The organism is Actinopolyspora alba (genome assembly GCF_900112765.1).
Lineage (GTDB): Bacteria > Actinomycetota > Actinomycetes > Mycobacteriales > Pseudonocardiaceae > Actinopolyspora > Actinopolyspora alba.
On record NZ_FOMZ01000015.1, the window covers coordinates 79,945 to 96,133 of the forward strand.

Sequence of the window (16,189 nt, forward strand, 5' to 3'; positions counted from 1 at the left end):
ATGAGGCGTGCCGTCTGTCCAGGTTCTTACGATCCGGTCACCAATGGCCATTTGGACATCATCGAGCGAGCGGCGGGGCTGTTCGACGAGGTAACCGTCGCCGTGCTCGTGAACAAGAGCAAGAAGAGCCTGTTCGACGTCGACGAGCGGATAGAGATGGTGCGCGAGGTCAGCAAGCCGTGGCCGAACGTGGTCGTCGACTCCTGGCACGGTCTGCTCGTGGACTACTGCAAGGCCAACGGGATCGGTGCGATCGTCAAAGGGCTGCGTGCGGTCAGCGACTTCGACTACGAGCTGCAGATGGCGCAGATGAACCAGCGGCTCTCCGGGGTCGAGACGTTGTTCATGTCGACCAATCCGCTCTACAGCTTCTTGGCCAGTTCGCTGGTCAAGGAGGTGGCCACCTACGGCGGGGACGTGTCCAACCTGTTGCCACCGAAGATCGAACGACGGCTGCTCGACCGGTTGGCGGAAACGTCCGAGTGACCGGGGGCCGATCAGTCGCCTCGGCAACCGGGAACGGACGTCGCGCGGTGCCCCCCGTGGCACCGTGATCCGTCAGTCCAGCGAGAGTTTCATACCGACGTGGGTGGCGCTGAAGCCGAGCCGTTCGTAGAACCGGTGCGCGGCCGTTCGAGCGCTGTCGGAGGTCAGCTGTACCTGCCCCGCGCCGCGCTCGCGTGCCACCGAGATCGCCCATTCGCACATCCGCCCGCCGATCCCGAGGCCGCGGTACTCCGACCCGACCCGGACCGCTTCCAACTGGGCCCGCTTGGTGCCCACGTGCGACAGTCCGGCTATGAAACTCAGTTGCAGGGTTCCCACGATCTCGCCGTCGAGCTCGGCGACCGCGAGTAGCTGGTTCGGGTCCGAGGCGATCTCGGCGAACGCGGTGTCGTAGGCGGGGTCCCCGGGACGCTCCCGATGGCGGCCCAGTTCGTCATCGCTGAGCAGGGAGACCACGGCCGCCACGTCCTCGGCCCGTGCGGGGCGGAAGCTGAATCGTTCGTCCATCGGGTGAGCAGTCTAGTCGTGCGGCGCGTCGCGGGTTCGTGTTCGCTGCCGCCGTTCGTCATCCGCCGTTCACGGATGTGCCTGGTCTCAGTTACGCAGCGGAGTTAACGTGCTGGTTATGCGCCAACACGCTGTGAAACTTTCCGGGTTGATGTTGACAGGACTGATCGCCGTGCTGGGCCTGCTCGGCCCCGTGGCGGCGGTCTCGGCCGAACCGGTCGCCGAGCGTTCCTCCACCGTGACCGCCGCGGCCGCGTGCGGGAACACCTCCGGCTTCGAACGAGTCGCGCTCTCGTCCCTTCCGCCGGAAGCCACCGACACCGTGCGACTGATTCAACAGGGCGGTCCCTACCCCTATCCGGAGGACGGCGGCGTCTTCCACAACTGGGAGGGGATCCTGCCGGACTGCCCGGACGGCTACTACCACGAGTACACGGTCGAGACGCCGGGAATCGACCACCGCGGCGCCCGCCGGTTCGTCGTCGGCTCCGAGGGGGAGTACTTCTACACCGCGGACCACTACGAGAGCTTCCGGCTGACCGATATCAACTCCTGAGTCCCGTGACCGCAGGCACGGCGTCCGGGACCACCGGGCGCCGTGCCGACGCTCGCGGTGCGGATCCGCCACGACCGTGAACGACCCGCCTCACGTGCGGCGCGAGTCGCTCGCCTCACGCACCGCGCGCGCCAGCTGGTCCTGCGAGATCCGCCGGGCGCAGATGTAGTACAGCGTGCTGCCCGCTGGCAGTCTCGTCCGCCAGGACGGGCTGATGAGCAGCTCGGAGTCCGTCCGCGCGGCCAGCACCGTGGCGTCGTGCCGATTGCCCAGCGCGAACTGGCAGTCGCCGTAGGAGACCGGCCCCAGCGACTCGGGGAGCCGACACGAGTAGGTGTTCCCTCCGCCGTGTGTCACCAGTTCGCTGTAAACCTGGGTGATGCCGGGGTCCAGCAGCTCCTCGGTGATCATGTGCGGGGTGTGCCACTGGACGCAGCGGATCGTTTCGTCCACGTACCGCATGTGCTCGGCCCTGCTCATGTCCCGCAGCGCGATCACCGGCTCCAGCGCCGGATTGACGTGGTGCACGCTCACCGCCACGGCGAGGGCCTCGTTGTCGTCGCGCGCGTCGATCAGCACCGAACGGGCGCGGTGCACCCCGGCCCTGTGCAGCACGTCCTCCGCGGTCAGGTCGCCGCGCACGAAGCCGATCCCCCGGTCGGGGACGGGGTTGTGGTCCACGTCGTCCCAGGCGCCGAGCACGACCGGATGCCTACCGTCGGCGAGCAGCTCGTCGATTATGCGCTCACTGCGTCCGGCGCCGTATCCCAGCACCACGATGTGATCGGATATGTGCAGGCTGCCCGAGCCGCTCATTCTTCTGCCTCTCGCCGTTTCCAGGGTGGTCGCCAGGTGGGTGAACAGGGTGGTCAACGTCGCGATCCCCCCGACGATGACGTAAACCCCGACGACGTGGCCCCCGGTGGTCTCCGGGTAGAAGTCGCCGTAACCCACCGTGGAGGTGGTGACCAGAAACCACCACCAGTAGTTCTCCGGAGCAGTCAGTTCGCTGTCGGCGCGTTCGAACAGCGCCATCAGCGGCCAGCTCGTGAAGAACACGAACGTGATCACCAGGGCAGGGGTCGTCCATGACCGGATGCTGATCAGACGTTGCAGCAAACGGAACAGTACGGTGGGCAACGGGACCTCCCGCCGGATCGTGACACTGGTCTTCGCCCAGTCTCGATTACCCGTCGGTCCGGTTTCCGACCGGTGTCCCGGTGACGCGTGTTGGACACGCGGCTCCGGATATCCCGCGTCCCGCCGGTACGGCCGGGCAGACTGGGATCACACATGGTCGGCTCGTGTGACCGGTTCGAAACCACCGGATCGCGGGGTGATCGATACCCGGATCCGTGCGTTCTGAGAGCCTGAACGGGCCTGGCAAGTATCCTTCGGGTGAATACGACTGCAGGGAGATCGACGTGTACCGGGTGTTCGAGGCGCTCGACGAGCTCGTCACGATCGTCGAGGAAGCGCGAAGTGTTCCGATGACCTCCGGGTGCGTCGTGCCGCGCGGCGACGTGTTGGAGCTGCTCGACGAGGTTCGCGATTCCTACCCTTCGGAACTCGACGACGCGCAGGACGTGCTCGATCACCGGGACGAACTGGTGAACAAGGCCAAGACCGAGGCCGATGACAGCCTCAGTACCGCACGTTCCGAAGCGGAGAAGACGTCCTCCGAGGCCAGGGCCGAGGCGGAGAAGATGCTCGCCGACGCCAGGGAGCGGGCCGACGAGATCGTCGCCCAGGCCCGGGCCGACGCCGAACAGACCATCAACAACGCGCGCCGCGAGTACGAGGACTACATCGCTCGTGCGCAGTCCGAGTCCGACCGGATGGTGCAGGCCGGCCGCGCCGCTTACGACCAGTCCATCCACGAGGGGCGTTCGGAGCAGGCCCGCCTGGTTTCCGAGACCGAGGTGGTCCAGCAGTCGCAGCACGAGGCCAAACGCGTGGTCGACGAGGCACATGAGGAGGCCGAGCGGCTGCGCAGCGACTGCGACGCCTACGTAGACTCCCGGCTGGCCGACTTCGAGGAACTTCTCGGACGTACGCTGCGCACGGTCGGCAAGGGCAGGCAGCAGCTCCGACGTCCCATGAGCGCGCCCTTCGACTACGAGGAGTGGCAGACCTCCGAGCACGGCACCGCGGTCAGCGAGCACTGACTCCCCGGCCGGTGGCCGTCCGCGTCACCGCTGCGGTCGCGCCCCACGCCGTCGCCTCCCGGGCCCGGTCGGGCTTCGGGTGCGTGGTCGCTCATCGTGCGCACCAGCCGTGTGGTTTCGGTCGGCGGTCCCCGGTGGCGTAGCCTGAGGGGTGGTTCCGCTCGGCCCCGGCCGGTTTCTGCGCTCGAAGAGGGCGAGCGCTCAATGGTCCGGCGACGTGAGGTGCTCGTCGGTGGACCGGTGATCCGACCGAGCTCGGTTCCGAGTGGGTCCAGCAATCGCGAAACAGCCTAGCCGAAACCACAGATGCCTCAGAATCACGAAGTCGTGCGATCCGCACCGGACGGTCCTTGGGTGATAGACACCCGGGAGTTCGGCCGCAGCCCCGGTACGAGTCGCAACTACACCCGCATACCCCCGGCCCCGGCCGGTTTCGGTATCGACATGGTCCGGGTGCCGGAGGGAGAGCCGATCGAGCTCGATCTGCTGCTGGAGGCAGTGGTCGAGGGCGTGTTGGTATCCGGTACCGTCAGGGCGAACGCTAGCGGCGAGTGCGCGCGGTGTCTCGACGCGATCTCCGAGGATGTCGACGTCGAGCTGCGGGAGCTGTTCGCCTATCCGGACAGCGCCACCGACACCAGCACCGATGAGGACGAAGTCAGCCGGATGTCCGGTGATCTGATCGATCTGGAGCCGGTGGTCCGGGACACGGTGTTGCCGTCGATGCCCACCGCCCCGCTGTGCTCGCCCGACTGTCCGGGACTGTGTTCCGGATGCGGTGCCAAATGGGCCGATCTCGGTCCGGAACACCATCATGAGACGATTGACCCTCGCTGGGCCGCATTGCGTGAGCGGTTCGGTGGGACCGAAGAGGAGAAGTAGCCGTGGCTGTCCCCAAGCACAAGGTTTCCCGGTCGAACACCCGTAAGCGCCGTTCGCAGTGGAAGGCCTCCGCTCCGACCCTGCGGGCGTGCCCCAACCGGGCCTGCCGTGAGATGAAGCTCCCGCACGTCGCCTGCCCATCCTGCGGTCAGTACAAGGGCCGTCAGGTCAGCAACCCTGCCTGATAGGCGCCGATAGTGGGGGGAAAGCAACAGTCCCGGGACCGTGAATCGGACCGGTCTGCGTTGGTAGCGGCTCTCGGCGTCGACTTCGACGCCGAGATGCTCACGCTTGCCCTGACACACCGTTCCTACGCCTACGAGAACGGCGGCTTGGAGCCCAACGAACGGTTGGAGTTCCTGGGGGATGCCGTACTCGGACTGGTGATCACCGATCACCTGTATCGTGACCACCCCGATCTTCCCGAGGGGCAACTCGCCAAGCTGCGGGCGAGCGTGGTCAACATGCACGCGCTCGCCGGTGTGGCCCGTGAACTGGGCGAGGGTGGTCTGGGGCAGTACCTGCTGCTGGGACGTGGCGAGGAGCTCACCGGAGGCAGGGACAAGGCCAGCATCCTGGCCGACTCGCTGGAAGCGGTTCTCGGGGCCGTTTATCTGCAGCACGGGTTGGAGACCTCCCGTGCGGTGATCCACCGGTTGTTCGACTCGTTGCTGGCCGAGGCGCCCATGCTCGGTGCCGGCCTGGACTGGAAAACCAGTTTGCAGGAGCTGACCGCATCGGCCGGTCTGGGAGTCCCGGACTACCGGATCGACGAGCAGGGCCCGGACCACCGCAAGGAGTTCAGCGCCTACGCCGTCGTCAACGGTGAAGTCCTGGGGCAGGGCGACGGTCGAACCAAGAAGGACGCGGAGCAGAAGGCGGCGCAGACCGCCTGGCGCACGCTGTCGGACCAGCTCAACGGCGCGGCCGACGCGAGCGGTCCCCCCGAGCGGTAGGCGGCGTGCGTTCGAGGGGCCCGGCCGGGGACGACCCGGCTGGTGACGCCCCGGTGCACGGCGGCCGTGAATCGTGTTCGAGGATGGCTTCGTGCCAGAACTACCCGAAGTCGAAGTCGTCCGCAGCGGGGTCGCCGAGCACGTCTCGGGCCGCAGACTGGCCGGTGTCGAGGTGCTGCACCCGCGTGCCGTGCGTAGACATCTCCCGGGGCCGGAGGATTTCGCGTCCGTGCTGGTCGGCCGAGTCGTCGAGAGCGTTCGCAGACGTGGCAAGTACCTCTGGTTGTCGCTGGGGACCTCGGGAGCTCCCGACAGCGGAGCCCCGGCAGGGGGACATGCGGTAGCGGGGGGACAGGCGGTACTCGCCCATCTCGGGATGAGCGGTCAGCTGTTGATACAGCCGAGCCGGGCCGCCGACGAGAAGCACCTGCGCGTGAGGTTCCGTTTCGAGGACGAGGGACCCGAGCTGCGATTCGTCGATCAACGGACTTTCGGCGGGTTGAGCCTCACCGAGCTGATTCCCTCGGCGGATCTCGCCGTACCCGACTCCATCGGACACATCGCGGCCGACCCGTTGGAGCCCGCCTTCGACCGGGAGGCGGTCGTACGGCTCATCCGCTCCCGCAGGACGGGCATCAAACGAGCCCTGTTGGACCAGAATCTGATCTCCGGCATCGGCAACATCTACGCCGACGAGGCGCTCTGGCGCGCCCGGCTGCACTGGGCGCACCCCACGGCCGCACTGGGGGACGAGCAGGTCCACCGCCTGTTGGACTCGGTGGTCGAGGTCCTCGGCGAGGCGCTCGTCGCGGGTGGAACCTCGTTCGACTCGCTGTACGTCAATGTCAACGGTCGGTCCGGTTACTTCAGCCGTTCCCTGTCGGTCTACGGCCGTGCCGGTTCGCCGTGTCCACGCTGTGGTGCCTCGGTCCGGCGGGAGGCGTTCACCAATCGCTCCGCGTACAGCTGTCCCGGCTGCCAGCCGGTTCCGTCCGAACCCCACTGGTGATGCGCGCCCGGTGCCACGGAGACCCTTCCGACGTTCCGGCGCGGTGGGGCGGCGGAGACCGCCCCACCGCGCGTGTCGGCCCGTGCGCCGTTCACTCGGTTTAACGAGCCCGCGGGTGATCAGACCTTGATCTCCGGCCCGTGCCGTTCCAACCACATCGACATGTCCAGGAACCGTTCCAACACGTCGCGCGTACCGCTGTCCACCTCCCGGGCGGGAATCGTCACCGCTTCCCGGATCCGTCGGTCGTGCAACAGCGAGAGAGCCGGGTCATCGGCGCGCAGCAGTTCCCCCGCCTGTCGCTGCGGTTCGGAGGCGTAGTTCGGATCCTGGGTCGAGGGATAGGGACTTTTGACCGTTCAGGAAGCGTGTAAAAGTGTTCCTGAGCCGTCGTATTGCTACGCGGCCTTGGCCGCACCCGTAGGTGCGGTCTTCCCGTGGCGATGCCCATGCCAGCAGCGCTGGTCTCACCGGAGTTTCCAGCGGGCTTGTTTACCGTCCCGGCGCAACTCTCCGCGGACGCCGCCGTAGCGGACACTCGAAAGACCTCGACACGGCTTGGTTTTCGCCACCCCGAACTCCTTCGATACGGAAAGTAGCACACTGTTTTACATACAGTTACGCAGGGATGGGAACAGTCAACAACCCCGTCGAGTACCGAACGCGGCAGGACGTCGGCCACCGCGCCGCGCAACAGGCTCTTCTCCCCGCCGTCGTGGGTTTTCAGCGACCGGGGGGCGTTGAACACGTGCTCCACCAGGCGGTGATCGCAGAACGGTACCCGGACCTCCAGGCCCACCGCCATGCTCATCCGGTCCTTGCGGTCCGGCAGGATTCGCACGAACCGGTGAAGTCCGACCGGGTTCCCGTTTCCGGAAGTGACGCGACCCGGTTAGCCGGGGCCGGTAGCCTGATCACATGGCAGGGTCCGGGGTGTTCGGCCTCGGGCGTTTCGACGGTGTTCGAAAGGACGGACTCGTGACGGGAGAACCGCGACGGTCGCCCGTCGTCCACCGCGAGGGGCTGGACGAACTACTCGAACGCGCCCGGGAACTCGCCCGCGACGGCAGGCGCCGGATTCTCGGGATAGCCGGTCCGCCGGCGGCGGGAAAGGGCAGGCTCGCGGACAAGCTGCTGCAGGGACTGGGCGACAGCGCGGCGCTCGTCCCGATGGACGGGTTCCACCTCGCCGGTGCCGAACTGCGCAGGCTGGGCAGGCAGAACCGTAAGGGGGCGCCGGACACCTTCGACGTGGCGGGCTACCTGTCGCTGCTGCGTCGGCTGCGTGCCCAGACGGTGGGAGGGAGTGACGAGGTCGTCTACGCCCCGGAGTTCCACCGCTCCGTCGAGGAGTCCTACGCCGGTTCCATCCCGATCTCCGCCGAGGTGCCGTTGGTGCTGACCGAGGGCAACTACCTGCTGCTGGACCGGGAGCCCTGGACCGAGGTGCGCGGCCTGCTCGACGAGTGCTGGTACCTGGAACCGGACGACGGCAAGCGGATCGGACGGTTGATCGCGCGCCACGTCCGCAACGGGATGTCGCGCGGCCGCGCGCGGGAGTGGGTGATGCGCAGCGACGAGCGCAACGCGGCGCTGATCGCCGAGAGCAGGGGAAACGCCGACCTGGTGATCCCGGGGGACATCGGGTAGCCCTTCCCCGGTCTCGCGGTCTCGGCTCAGACCGTCCTCGTGCTCGAGGGTTCGAGCGGCGTGGTGGACGGCGCGGGCGATGTGCTCTCCGGCGAACTTGCCGTCACCGTCGTATCGGTGGTCTCCTGAGTGCTTTCCGAGGCGCTGTTCGTGGTGCCTTCGTCGGGATTGCCTTCCGACTCAGTCTCGGAGCTGGTGGTCTCAGTCGGTTCCGTGGTGGGGTCTGTTGTGGGGTCGGTCTGCGTATCCGTGGGATCTGATGGCTGCGTGCTCGTGGGTTCGGTCTGCGTATCCGTGGGATCCTTGGGCTCGGTAGGCGAGGGCGCGGAATCGTCGTCGTGATTCTCCGTCGCCCCCGTGTTCGGATCCTGTTCAGAGGTATCTTCCCGACTGCCCGGGCGGTCCTCGCGTGATATGTCGCTCGACTCGTCCGCGGTTTCGCCACCCGCCGCGGGCACCCCGCCGTGGGGCGTTTCGGGGGAGCTGGAGCTCGGTTTCCGCGAGCTCGTAGTGCCCTCCCGCGAACCGGTGCTCTCGTAGCTCGTCGAGTTCGCCGCGCCACCGGTCGACTCGGGCAGCGAGGCTTCCCGCTGTTCCACGTTGCCCAGTGCGACGGCCGCCATCGTCGAGAACGCGGTCGCGACCATCACCCCCGAACCGGCGAGTACCGCCAGGCGTTTCGACAGGGCGTTCCGGTCCTCGTGGAGTGGATCCATCGGGTTGCTCACTCGTCCTCGCGTCCGTAGGTGGTTTCCCGGCGGGCGGGTGCCACGGTTCCCCGGTGACCGCGTGAGCCGTCGGGGTGGCCGCGTTCGTCCGGATTACGGTAGCTATCCGGCACCCGTCCGCCGATGCCGGGGTGGGCCGCCGTCCGGCGCAGTCGCGATTCCCGCGTCGGCACCAGCGGAAGGCATCATCGGTACCACTTCACACGACGAGAACGACTACGACAAGGAGCGGTTGCCCGGACATGTCGGAAGGAACCGAAGCCGAACCCAGCAGGTTGACCGCCTGGGTGCACGGTCGCGTACAGGGAGTAGGGTTCCGGTGGTGGACACGGTCGCGTGCCCTGGAGCTGGGGCTGGCCGGTAGCGCGACGAATCTGCCGGGGGGCCGTGTCGAAGTGGTCGCCGAAGGACCCCGACACGCCTGCGAAAGATTGCTGGAACTCCTTCGATCGGGTGATACACCGGGAGTTGTCGAGCACGTCGCCGACCAGTGGGCACCACCACGTGGTGGACTCTCCGGGTTCGTCGAACGGTGAGTTCCGCGGGACTCGGTCCTCGGACCGGAGCGGTGCCGTCTGTCACGGCACCGGCGGTTTCTCCCGAGCGCCCCGGCAGTAGCGCACAGCCGTCATTTCGCGGGAAGGTCGTTGAGCAGCGGTGCATCTGAAGAGCCTGACGCTGAAGGGGTTCAAGTCCTTCGTGTCGACCACGACTCTGCGGTTCGAACCGGGAATCACGTGCGTGGTGGGGCCGAACGGCTCCGGCAAGTCCAATGTGCTCGACGCGCTGACCTGGGTCATGGGGGAGCAGGGCGCCAAGGCGCTGCGTGGCGGCAAGATGGAGGACGTCATCTTCGCCGGAACGTCGGGGCGGGCGCCGCTCGGGCGTGCCGAGGTCAATCTGACCATCGACAACGCCGACGGGGCGCTGCCGATCGACTACACCGAGGTGTCGATCACCCGCCGCATGTTCCGCGACGGTGCCAGCGAGTACGAGCTCAACGGCAACGCCTGCAGGCTGCGCGACCTGCAGGAGCTGCTGTCCGACTCCGGGATCGGCCGGGAGATGCACGTCATCGTCGGCCAGGGGCAGCTCTCCAGCATCCTGCAGGCCAAGCCCGAGGAGCACCGCAGGCTCATCGAGGAGGCCGCGGGCGTGCTCAAACACCGCAAGCGCAAGGAGAAGGCGCTACGCAAGCTGGAGGCGATGCAGGCCAACCTGACCCGGTTGACCGATCTGACGGGCGAGCTCCGCAAGCAACTCAAACCGCTGGGCAAGCAGGCCGAGATCGCCCGAAGAGCCCAGACCATCCAGGCCGAGCTACGCGACGCGCGGTTGCGGCTGATCGCCGACGACCTGGTCACCGCTCGTTCCGAGCTCGAACGTGACGAAGCCAACGAGCAGGCCGCGCGAGACAAGCGGGCCGAGACGGAGAAGGCGCTGCAGCAGGCCCAGGAGCAGGAGAAGCAGCTGGGGGAGCAGGTCAGCGCCGACGCTCCCCGGGTGGCACGTATCCAGGACACCTGGCACCGGCTCTCCGCGCTGCAGGAACGTCTCGGCGGCACGTTGCGGTTGGCGCAGGAACGGCACAAGCACCTCAGTGCCGAACCGGAGCAGCACCACTCGGAGCGCGACCCAGAGGAACTCGAGGCCGAGGCGGACGAAGCGGCAGAGCGAGAGGAGACCGCCAACGAGGAGGCCGAGCGCACCCGCGAGGCGCTCGCCGAGGTGGTCACGAGCCGTTCGGAAGCGGAGTCGGCGCTGCGGGAGGCGGAGAACGCCCACATGGCCGCGGTGCGTGCCATAGCCGACCGCCGAGAGGGAGCCGCGCGCCTCTCCGGCGAGGTCGAGTCGATGCGCAGCAAGGTCGCCGCCACCGATGAGGAGATCGAACGGTTGACGGCCTCGACCACCGAGGCCGAGCGGCGCGCCGCCGAGGCACAGCAGGCCTACGAGGAGGCGGCCGCGGCCGACGACACCGAGCACGGTGACGACGACGGCGTCGAACAGCGGTGTGCCAACGCCGCCGAGGCGAGGGACGCGGCCAAGCGCCGGGTGGACGAACTCGTCGAGGCCGAGCGGTCCGCCGAACGTGAGACGGCTTCCTGGCAGGCCCGGGTGGAGGCGCTGTCGATGGGGCTGGACCGCAAGGACGGCGCGGCCGCGTTGCTGGCCTCGGGCGAACGCGTTCCCGGACTGCTCGGATCGATCTCCGCCCTGCTGAGCGTGGAACCCGGTGCGGAGTCCGCGCTGACGGCGGCGCTGGGGACGGCCGCCGAAGCGGTGGCGGTGCGCGGGGTCACCGACGCTGCCACCGCGCTGCGAGTGCTCAAGGAGGACGAGGCGGGCAGCAGTGGCCTGCTCGTCGGTGCCGCCGCTCCACCCGACCGAACCTCCTGGCCGCAACTGGACGGTTCGGCGCGTTGGGCGGTGGACCTGCTGCGGGCCCCCGACGAGCTTCTGCCCGCCCTGACGGTGCTGCTCGACCGGATCGCGGTGGTCGAGGACCTGGACAGCGCGGAACGGCTGCTGGAGCGGCACCCCGAGGTGCGGGCGGTCACTTCGCAGGGTGACCTGCTCGGCACCAGCTGGTCCTCCGGTGGCTCGTCGGCCTCGGACAACCGGAGCCCCATCGAGGTGCGGGCCGCCGTGGACGAGGCCGAGTCCGAGCTAGCCGAGGCACGGCGCGCGGTGGAACGGCACGGCGCCGCTCTGGAAGGGGCGCGCTCCGAGCTGGAGTCACGCGAAGCCGAGGTCAACACCGCGCGGGAACAGCGCAACGAACTCCGGGTGCGGCACGCACGCAGTTCCGAGCGGGTGGCAAGTCTGCTCGACGCCGCCCGGTCCGCGGCCGCGGAGGTGGAACGGCTGCGTACCCAGCGCGGTGACGTGGAGCGTTCGCGGCAGGAGGCGGTTGACAAGCTCGCCGAGCTCCAGGAGCGACTGGAGGTGGTGCAGTCCGAACAGCTCGACGAGCAGGAGCCCGACACCACGGAACGGGACCGGCTGGCTTCCGAACTGGACGATCTGCGGCAGCGGGAGATGGACGCCAGGCTCGCCGTGCGCAGCGCCGAGGAGCGCGCACGCGCGCTGCAGGGCAAAGCCGAACAGCTGCGTCGTTCCGCCAGGCAGGAGCGGCAGCAGCGTGAGCGCGCCGAGCAGGCACGACTGGCCAGGCAGCGTGGTGCACGGGTCGCCGAGACCGTGATCGAGGGCTGTCGCACCGCGTTGCAGCGCATCGAGCTGTCACTGCGGTCGGCCGGTGAGCAGCGTGACGAGCTGCAACAGCGCCACTCCGAGAACGAGAGCCGGTTGCAGACTGTGCGCAACCAGGTGCGCGAGCTCTCCGGGGAGCTGGAGAAGCTCACCGACGCGGTGCACCGCGACGAGGTGGCCCGTGCCGAGCAGCGATTGCGGATCGAACAGCTCGAAACGAAGATCGTCGAGGACTTCGGTGTGGGGCTGGACGATCTGGTTCAGGAGTACGGGCCCGACGTCGCGGTCCCACCGAGCCCGACGGAGATGTCGGAGTACGAGGCGGCCAAGGAACGCGGTGAGCAGGTCAGCAAGCCGCCCTCGCTGCCCTACGACCGGGACACCCAGCAGCGTCGGGCGGACCGCGCGGAGAAGGATCTGGCCGCGTTGGGCAAGGTCAATCCGCTGGCGCTGGAGGAGTACGCCGCCCTGGAGGAGCGTTACAAGTACCTCTCGGGGCAGTTGGAGGACCTCAAGGCCACCCGCAAGGACCTGCTCGACGTGGTCAAGGAGGTCGACGAGAAGATCCTGGAGGTCTTCTCGACCGCGTTCGACGACGTCGCGGCCGAGTTCGAGAAGGTCTTCTCGGTCCTTTTCCCGGGTGGTTCCGGCAAGCTCGTGCTCACCGACCCCGAGGACATGCTCACCACCGGCGTCGAGGTGGAGGCGAGGCCGCCGGGCAAGAAGGTCAAGCGGCTGTCCCTGCTCTCGGGTGGGGAGAAGTCGCTGACCGCCGTGGCGATGCTGGTGGCGATCTTCCGTGCTCGCCCCTCCCCGTTCTACGTGCTCGACGAGGTGGAGGCCGCGCTGGACGAGACGAACCTGCGGCGACTGATCGGGCTGCTCGATCAACTCCGGGCGAACTCGCAGTTGATAATCATCACGCACCAGAAACCCACCATGGAGATCGCCGACGCCCTGTACGGGGTGAGCATGCGCGGCGACGGGATCACCACCGTGATCTCGCAACGACTGGCCTCGGGCAACGACGAACCCGTCGAGACGACCGAGCCCGGGGAGAAGGCCGAACCCGCGCACGCTCCTACGGCGGCCGGAGGAGAGGCGAGTTCCTGACGGCGCGGCGGGTTTCGACGGGAGCACTCCCGCGCACCGGACGTGACACCGTGCGGCATGAGCACGGTGCCGTCGGTGCGGGTGCGCCGCCGGGGCCGCTACCGGGGACTCAACCCGTCTCGGACAGCTCGGACTCGCGTGCGGCTCCTTCCTGCCGCGGGCGGTGCCGCAGCGACAGCACACCACCCACGAGCAGCGTGATCATCACGCCGATCGGTGCGTACCAGGGAAACGCCAACGGCGCGTGACCTCCCCGCCCGTCCGGAAAGGCCGCGCCGAACGCCAGCCAGAGCACCCCGAGCAGTGTGCAGCAGAACGCCACCACCGCGTCCGGTTGCCGCGCACGCCGCACCAGCAGTCCCAGCAGAAAGGCCCCCAGCAGGGCCCCGTAGGTGTAGGACGCGATTCCGAGTCCCACCTCGACCACCGGGTTGTCGGTACTGGTGAACAGTGTGGCGAACACGACGAACACCAGCGCCCACCCGACCGTGACCGCCCGAGCCAGTCGCAGCAGTGCCCGCTCGTCGTGGACCTTGCCGCTCAGCCGCTGATACAGGTCGCTGACGGTCGAGGTGGCCAGCGAGTTCAACGAGGAGGACAGCGTACTCATGGCGGCCGCGATGATTCCCGCGATCAACAGCCCCGAAAGGCCGGGCGGAAGCTGGTTCACGATGAACCGTGGGAACAGGGCGTCACCGCTGCTCAGGCCCAACCGCTCGGGACTGGCACCCGCGAAGAACGCCCACAGCATCGAACCGATACCCAGAAACAGCGCGAACTGCAGCAGCACGAGCAGGCCACTGGTGATCACCGCGCGTTGACTGTCGGCGAGGGTGCGGCAGGCCAGCAGTCGTTGCACCATCAACTGGTCGGCACCGTGCGAGGCCATCGCGAACACCGCTCCGCCGAACAGGGCCGTGACGAAGGAGTACTGACTCGTCAGTACCGGGGAGCTCAGGTCGAACAGCTCGAACTTGCCCGCCCGCAGCGCCTGATCGAACCAGTCACCGGGCAGCTTGCTCAGCAGGATGATCCCCGCGAGCACCGAGCCGCCCACGTAGACACCCAACTGCACCACGTCGACCCAGACGACGGCCCGGATGCCCCCGAAGTAGGTGTAGATCACCGTCAGCGCCGAGAGGCCCAGGACGATCTGCCAGTAGCTCGCGGCGACGCCGAACGAGGCCAGCATCACCTTCACCGGGATGGCCGTGGCGAACAGCCGCAGTCCGTCCGCCAGCAACCTGGTGATCGAGAAGGTCACCGAGGCGGTGCCCTGCATCCCGCGTCCGAAGCGTTGCCCCAGGAACGCGTAGGCGCTGACCAGTTCGCCGGTGTAGTAGCGGGGCAGCAGCACGAAAGCCACGATCGTCCTGCCGATCAGGTACCCGATGGCCAGCTGCAGGTAGGTGAACGAGCCCAGATAGGCCACGGTGGGAACGCTGATCACGGTCAGCGTGGAGGTCTCGGTGGCCACCACCGAGAAGCAGACCGCCCACCAGGGCAGATCACGTCCGCCCAGGAAGTAGTCACCGGTGCCGCGCTGCCTGCCCGCCAGCAGAATCCCGAGGGCGGGCATCGCCAGCAGGTAGACGCCGATCACTGCCAGGTCGATGATGCGCATGTGCTCTCCCGGTCGGAGGTGTGGAACGCGCTCGGCGTCGATATCCGGAGTGCGGTCACCGGTGTCCCGACGGGGTCGGGTGGCGACAACGGCCGGTTTCCCGGGGTGAGGGTGCCCAGCACGCGGGGTCCCTCGGCTCCGGTGCAGGACGCGATGTTGCCCGCGATCCCGTGCATCCCGAGAAAACCGAGCAGCGCGGCCAGGAACGCCTCCTTACCGTCGGGAGGTATCCCGTGTTGCCCGCTGGTGTTCAGCTCGGCGCCGTGCCTGCCGAGCTCGCGTCGCAGTCCGGACATCAGTACCGGATTCGCCACTCCACCGCCCGAGGCGATCACCAGGCCCGCTTCGTGCGCGGCACACGCCTCGGTCACCGTGCGGACCGTGAGCTCGGTGACGGTGCGCAGCAGGTCCGGCGCGGAGACCTCCGGTACCGCTTCCAGCGCGGTTCGCAGATATCCGACCCCGAAGCGCTCCTTGCCGGTCGTCTTCGGTGGGCGGAGGTGAAAGTAGTCGTCGGTCAGCAGCCTTTGCAGCAGATCCGGCCGAATTCGGCCGCGCGCGGCCAACGTGCCGTCGGTGTCGCGCTCCTCCTCGGTGCCGACCAGTTCGGCGGCCGCGTCGATCAGCGCGTTTCCCGGCCCCGTGTCGTAGGCGAGCGGATCTCCTTCGCCCACCACCGTGATGTTGGCGATACCGCCCAGGTTCAGTGCCAGCACGCGGCCCGGTGCCGGGGTGTCCCCCAAGGGAGTGAAGAGGCCCGCGAGCCAGAGCACATCGAGTACCGGTGCCAACGGCGCACCCTGCCCACCCGCGGCCACGTCCCTGCTGCGCGGGTCGGCGAGCACGGGAAGCCCGGTGGCTTCCGCGATCCGGGCGGAGCCGCCCAGCTGCAGCGTTCCCAGCGTTCGGCCCCGCGCCGTCTCGTGCCGGACGGTCTGCCCGAGCGAGCCGATCAGATCCGCGCGTCCACCGGCCAGCTGTTCGACGCCGTACCTCGCGGCCGTGGCGAACACCCGGCCGGTCTCGGTCTCCAGCCGGCACCACGCGGACGGTCCCTTGTCCTCCGAGCGAGTCAGCGACACGAGCTCCCGACGCAGCGCTTCGGGGTAGGGAAACGAGCTGTAGCCCAGCGGAAGCGACTCGATCACCCCCGCCCGCAGTCGAAATTCGACAGCGGCGACGTCCACCCCGTCCATCGAGGTTCCCGAAAGCAGCCCGATCACCCGCCACGGCTCCATCCTGGTGGTGTAGGTCACTTCGGGTGGTAGTGCAA

16 protein-coding genes and 1 pseudogene are annotated in these 16,189 nt (G+C 68.1%); 10 read left to right on the forward strand and 7 right to left on the reverse strand.

The genetic code is table 11. The features are described from left to right. Positions 1-486: a pantetheine-phosphate adenylyltransferase gene (gene coaD / locus BM150_RS20280; RefSeq protein WP_092928997.1), complete on the forward strand. Its 486-nt coding sequence runs from the start codon at positions 1-3 to the stop codon at positions 484-486. Positions 487-558: 72 nt separating this feature from the next. Here coaD and BM150_RS20285 read toward each other — a convergent pair whose 3' ends face one another. Further along, complete coding sequence (locus tag BM150_RS20285) at positions 559-1,014, reverse strand: GNAT family N-acetyltransferase (protein WP_092928999.1); 456 nt, start codon at positions 1,012-1,014, stop codon at positions 559-561. A gap of 118 nt (positions 1,015-1,132) precedes the next feature. Here BM150_RS20285 and BM150_RS20290 point away from each other — a divergent pair, with 118 nt between their 5' ends. After that, positions 1,133-1,570 carry a guanyl-specific ribonuclease gene (locus tag BM150_RS20290; RefSeq protein WP_092929001.1) on the forward strand — a complete coding sequence of 146 codons (438 nt, stop codon included), beginning with the start codon at positions 1,133-1,135 and terminating at the stop codon, positions 1,568-1,570. A gap of 90 nt (positions 1,571-1,660) precedes the next feature. Here BM150_RS20290 and BM150_RS20295 read toward each other — a convergent pair whose 3' ends face one another. Further along, a complete protein-coding gene (locus tag BM150_RS20295) occupies positions 1,661-2,710 on the reverse strand; it encodes a potassium channel family protein (RefSeq protein WP_092929003.1) in 1,050 nt (349 codons plus the stop codon). 284 nt (positions 2,711-2,994) lie between these two features. Between BM150_RS20295 and BM150_RS20300 the strand changes: the two genes are divergently transcribed. The 5 genes from BM150_RS20300 to mutM all read left to right on the forward strand — a co-directional run bounded on the left by BM150_RS20300 (position 2,995) and on the right by mutM (position 6,585). Further along, positions 2,995-3,738 carry a DivIVA domain-containing protein gene (locus BM150_RS20300; RefSeq protein WP_092929096.1) on the forward strand — a complete coding sequence of 248 codons (744 nt, stop codon included), beginning with the start codon at positions 2,995-2,997 and terminating at the stop codon, positions 3,736-3,738. 354 nt (positions 3,739-4,092) lie between these two features. Further along, a complete protein-coding gene (locus BM150_RS20305) occupies positions 4,093-4,620 on the forward strand; it encodes a YceD family protein (protein WP_092929098.1) in 528 nt (175 codons plus the stop codon). A 2-nt stretch (positions 4,621-4,622) separates the two neighbouring features. Beyond that, on the forward strand, positions 4,623-4,805 hold the full coding sequence (gene rpmF, locus BM150_RS20310; protein ID WP_092929005.1) for a 50S ribosomal protein L32: 183 nt from the start codon (positions 4,623-4,625) through the stop codon (positions 4,803-4,805). A gap of 12 nt (positions 4,806-4,817) precedes the next feature. Then, on the forward strand, positions 4,818-5,576 hold the full coding sequence (gene rnc, locus BM150_RS20315; protein WP_092929007.1) for a ribonuclease III: 759 nt from the start codon (positions 4,818-4,820) through the stop codon (positions 5,574-5,576). Positions 5,577-5,667: 91 nt separating this feature from the next. Further along, complete coding sequence (gene mutM / locus BM150_RS20320) at positions 5,668-6,585, forward strand: bifunctional DNA-formamidopyrimidine glycosylase/DNA-(apurinic or apyrimidinic site) lyase (protein ID WP_092929100.1); 918 nt, start codon at positions 5,668-5,670, stop codon at positions 6,583-6,585. A 643-nt stretch (positions 6,586-7,228) separates the two neighbouring features. On the opposite strand, the pseudogene BM150_RS25170 reads toward mutM, so the two are convergent. After that, a pseudogene (locus BM150_RS25170) lies at positions 7,229-7,438 on the reverse strand (asparagine synthase-related protein); the annotation flags it as partial. A 65-nt stretch (positions 7,439-7,503) separates the two neighbouring features. Between BM150_RS25170 and BM150_RS20330 the strand changes: the two are divergent. Beyond that, positions 7,504-8,235 (forward strand): nucleoside/nucleotide kinase family protein, encoded by a 732-nt coding sequence (locus BM150_RS20330; RefSeq protein WP_092929009.1) that lies wholly within the window; start codon positions 7,504-7,506, stop codon positions 8,233-8,235. Positions 8,236-8,261: 26 nt separating this feature from the next. Here BM150_RS20330 and BM150_RS20335 read toward each other — a convergent pair whose 3' ends face one another. Together BM150_RS20335 and BM150_RS24265 are read right to left on the reverse strand one after the other, a co-directional pair. After that, complete coding sequence (locus tag BM150_RS20335) at positions 8,262-8,963, reverse strand: hypothetical protein (protein WP_092929011.1); 702 nt, start codon at positions 8,961-8,963, stop codon at positions 8,262-8,264. After that, positions 8,960-9,136: a hypothetical protein gene (locus tag BM150_RS24265; RefSeq protein WP_175496940.1), complete on the reverse strand. Its 177-nt coding sequence runs from the start codon at positions 9,134-9,136 to the stop codon at positions 8,960-8,962. The genes BM150_RS20335 and BM150_RS24265 overlap by 4 nt, the downstream gene beginning before the upstream one ends. A gap of 69 nt (positions 9,137-9,205) precedes the next feature. Here BM150_RS24265 and BM150_RS20340 point away from each other — a divergent pair, with 69 nt between their 5' ends. Beyond that, a complete protein-coding gene (locus tag BM150_RS20340) occupies positions 9,206-9,499 on the forward strand; it encodes an acylphosphatase (RefSeq protein WP_092929013.1) in 294 nt (97 codons plus the stop codon). 121 nt (positions 9,500-9,620) lie between these two features. Further along, on the forward strand, positions 9,621-13,292 hold the full coding sequence (gene smc, locus BM150_RS20345) for a chromosome segregation protein SMC (RefSeq protein ID WP_092929015.1): 3,672 nt from the start codon (positions 9,621-9,623) through the stop codon (positions 13,290-13,292). Between the two features lie 109 nt (positions 13,293-13,401). Here the strand turns inward: smc and BM150_RS20350 are convergent, their stop codons facing one another. Together BM150_RS20350 and BM150_RS20355 are read right to left on the reverse strand one after the other, a co-directional pair. Next, entirely contained in the window at positions 13,402-14,916 is a 1,515-nt protein-coding gene (locus tag BM150_RS20350; RefSeq protein WP_092929017.1) for a sodium:solute symporter, read from the reverse strand. Further along, on the reverse strand, positions 14,892-16,172 hold the full coding sequence (locus BM150_RS20355; RefSeq protein ID WP_245755642.1) for an anhydro-N-acetylmuramic acid kinase: 1,281 nt from the start codon (positions 16,170-16,172) through the stop codon (positions 14,892-14,894). The genes BM150_RS20350 and BM150_RS20355 overlap by 25 nt, the downstream gene beginning before the upstream one ends. Positions 16,173-16,189: the final 17 nt, after the last annotated feature.

Bases quoted from the DNA above. Each gene is read 5' to 3' on its own strand.
- BM150_RS20285 (WP_092928999.1), bottom strand. From the start codon at position 1,014: ATGGACGAACGATTCAGCTTCCGCCCCGCACGGGCCGAGGACGTGGCG.
- BM150_RS20350 (WP_092929017.1), bottom strand. From the start codon at position 14,916: ATGCGCATCATCGACCTGGCAGTGATCGGCGTCTACCTGCTGGCGATG.
- coaD (WP_092928997.1), top strand. From the start codon at position 1: ATGAGGCGTGCCGTCTGTCCAGGTTCTTACGATCCGGTCACCAATGGC.
- BM150_RS20330 (WP_092929009.1), top strand. From the start codon at position 7,504: ATGGCAGGGTCCGGGGTGTTCGGCCTCGGGCGTTTCGACGGTGTTCGA.
- BM150_RS20340 (WP_092929013.1), top strand. From the start codon at position 9,206: ATGTCGGAAGGAACCGAAGCCGAACCCAGCAGGTTGACCGCCTGGGTG.
- BM150_RS20290 (WP_092929001.1), top strand. From the start codon at position 1,133: ATGCGCCAACACGCTGTGAAACTTTCCGGGTTGATGTTGACAGGACTG.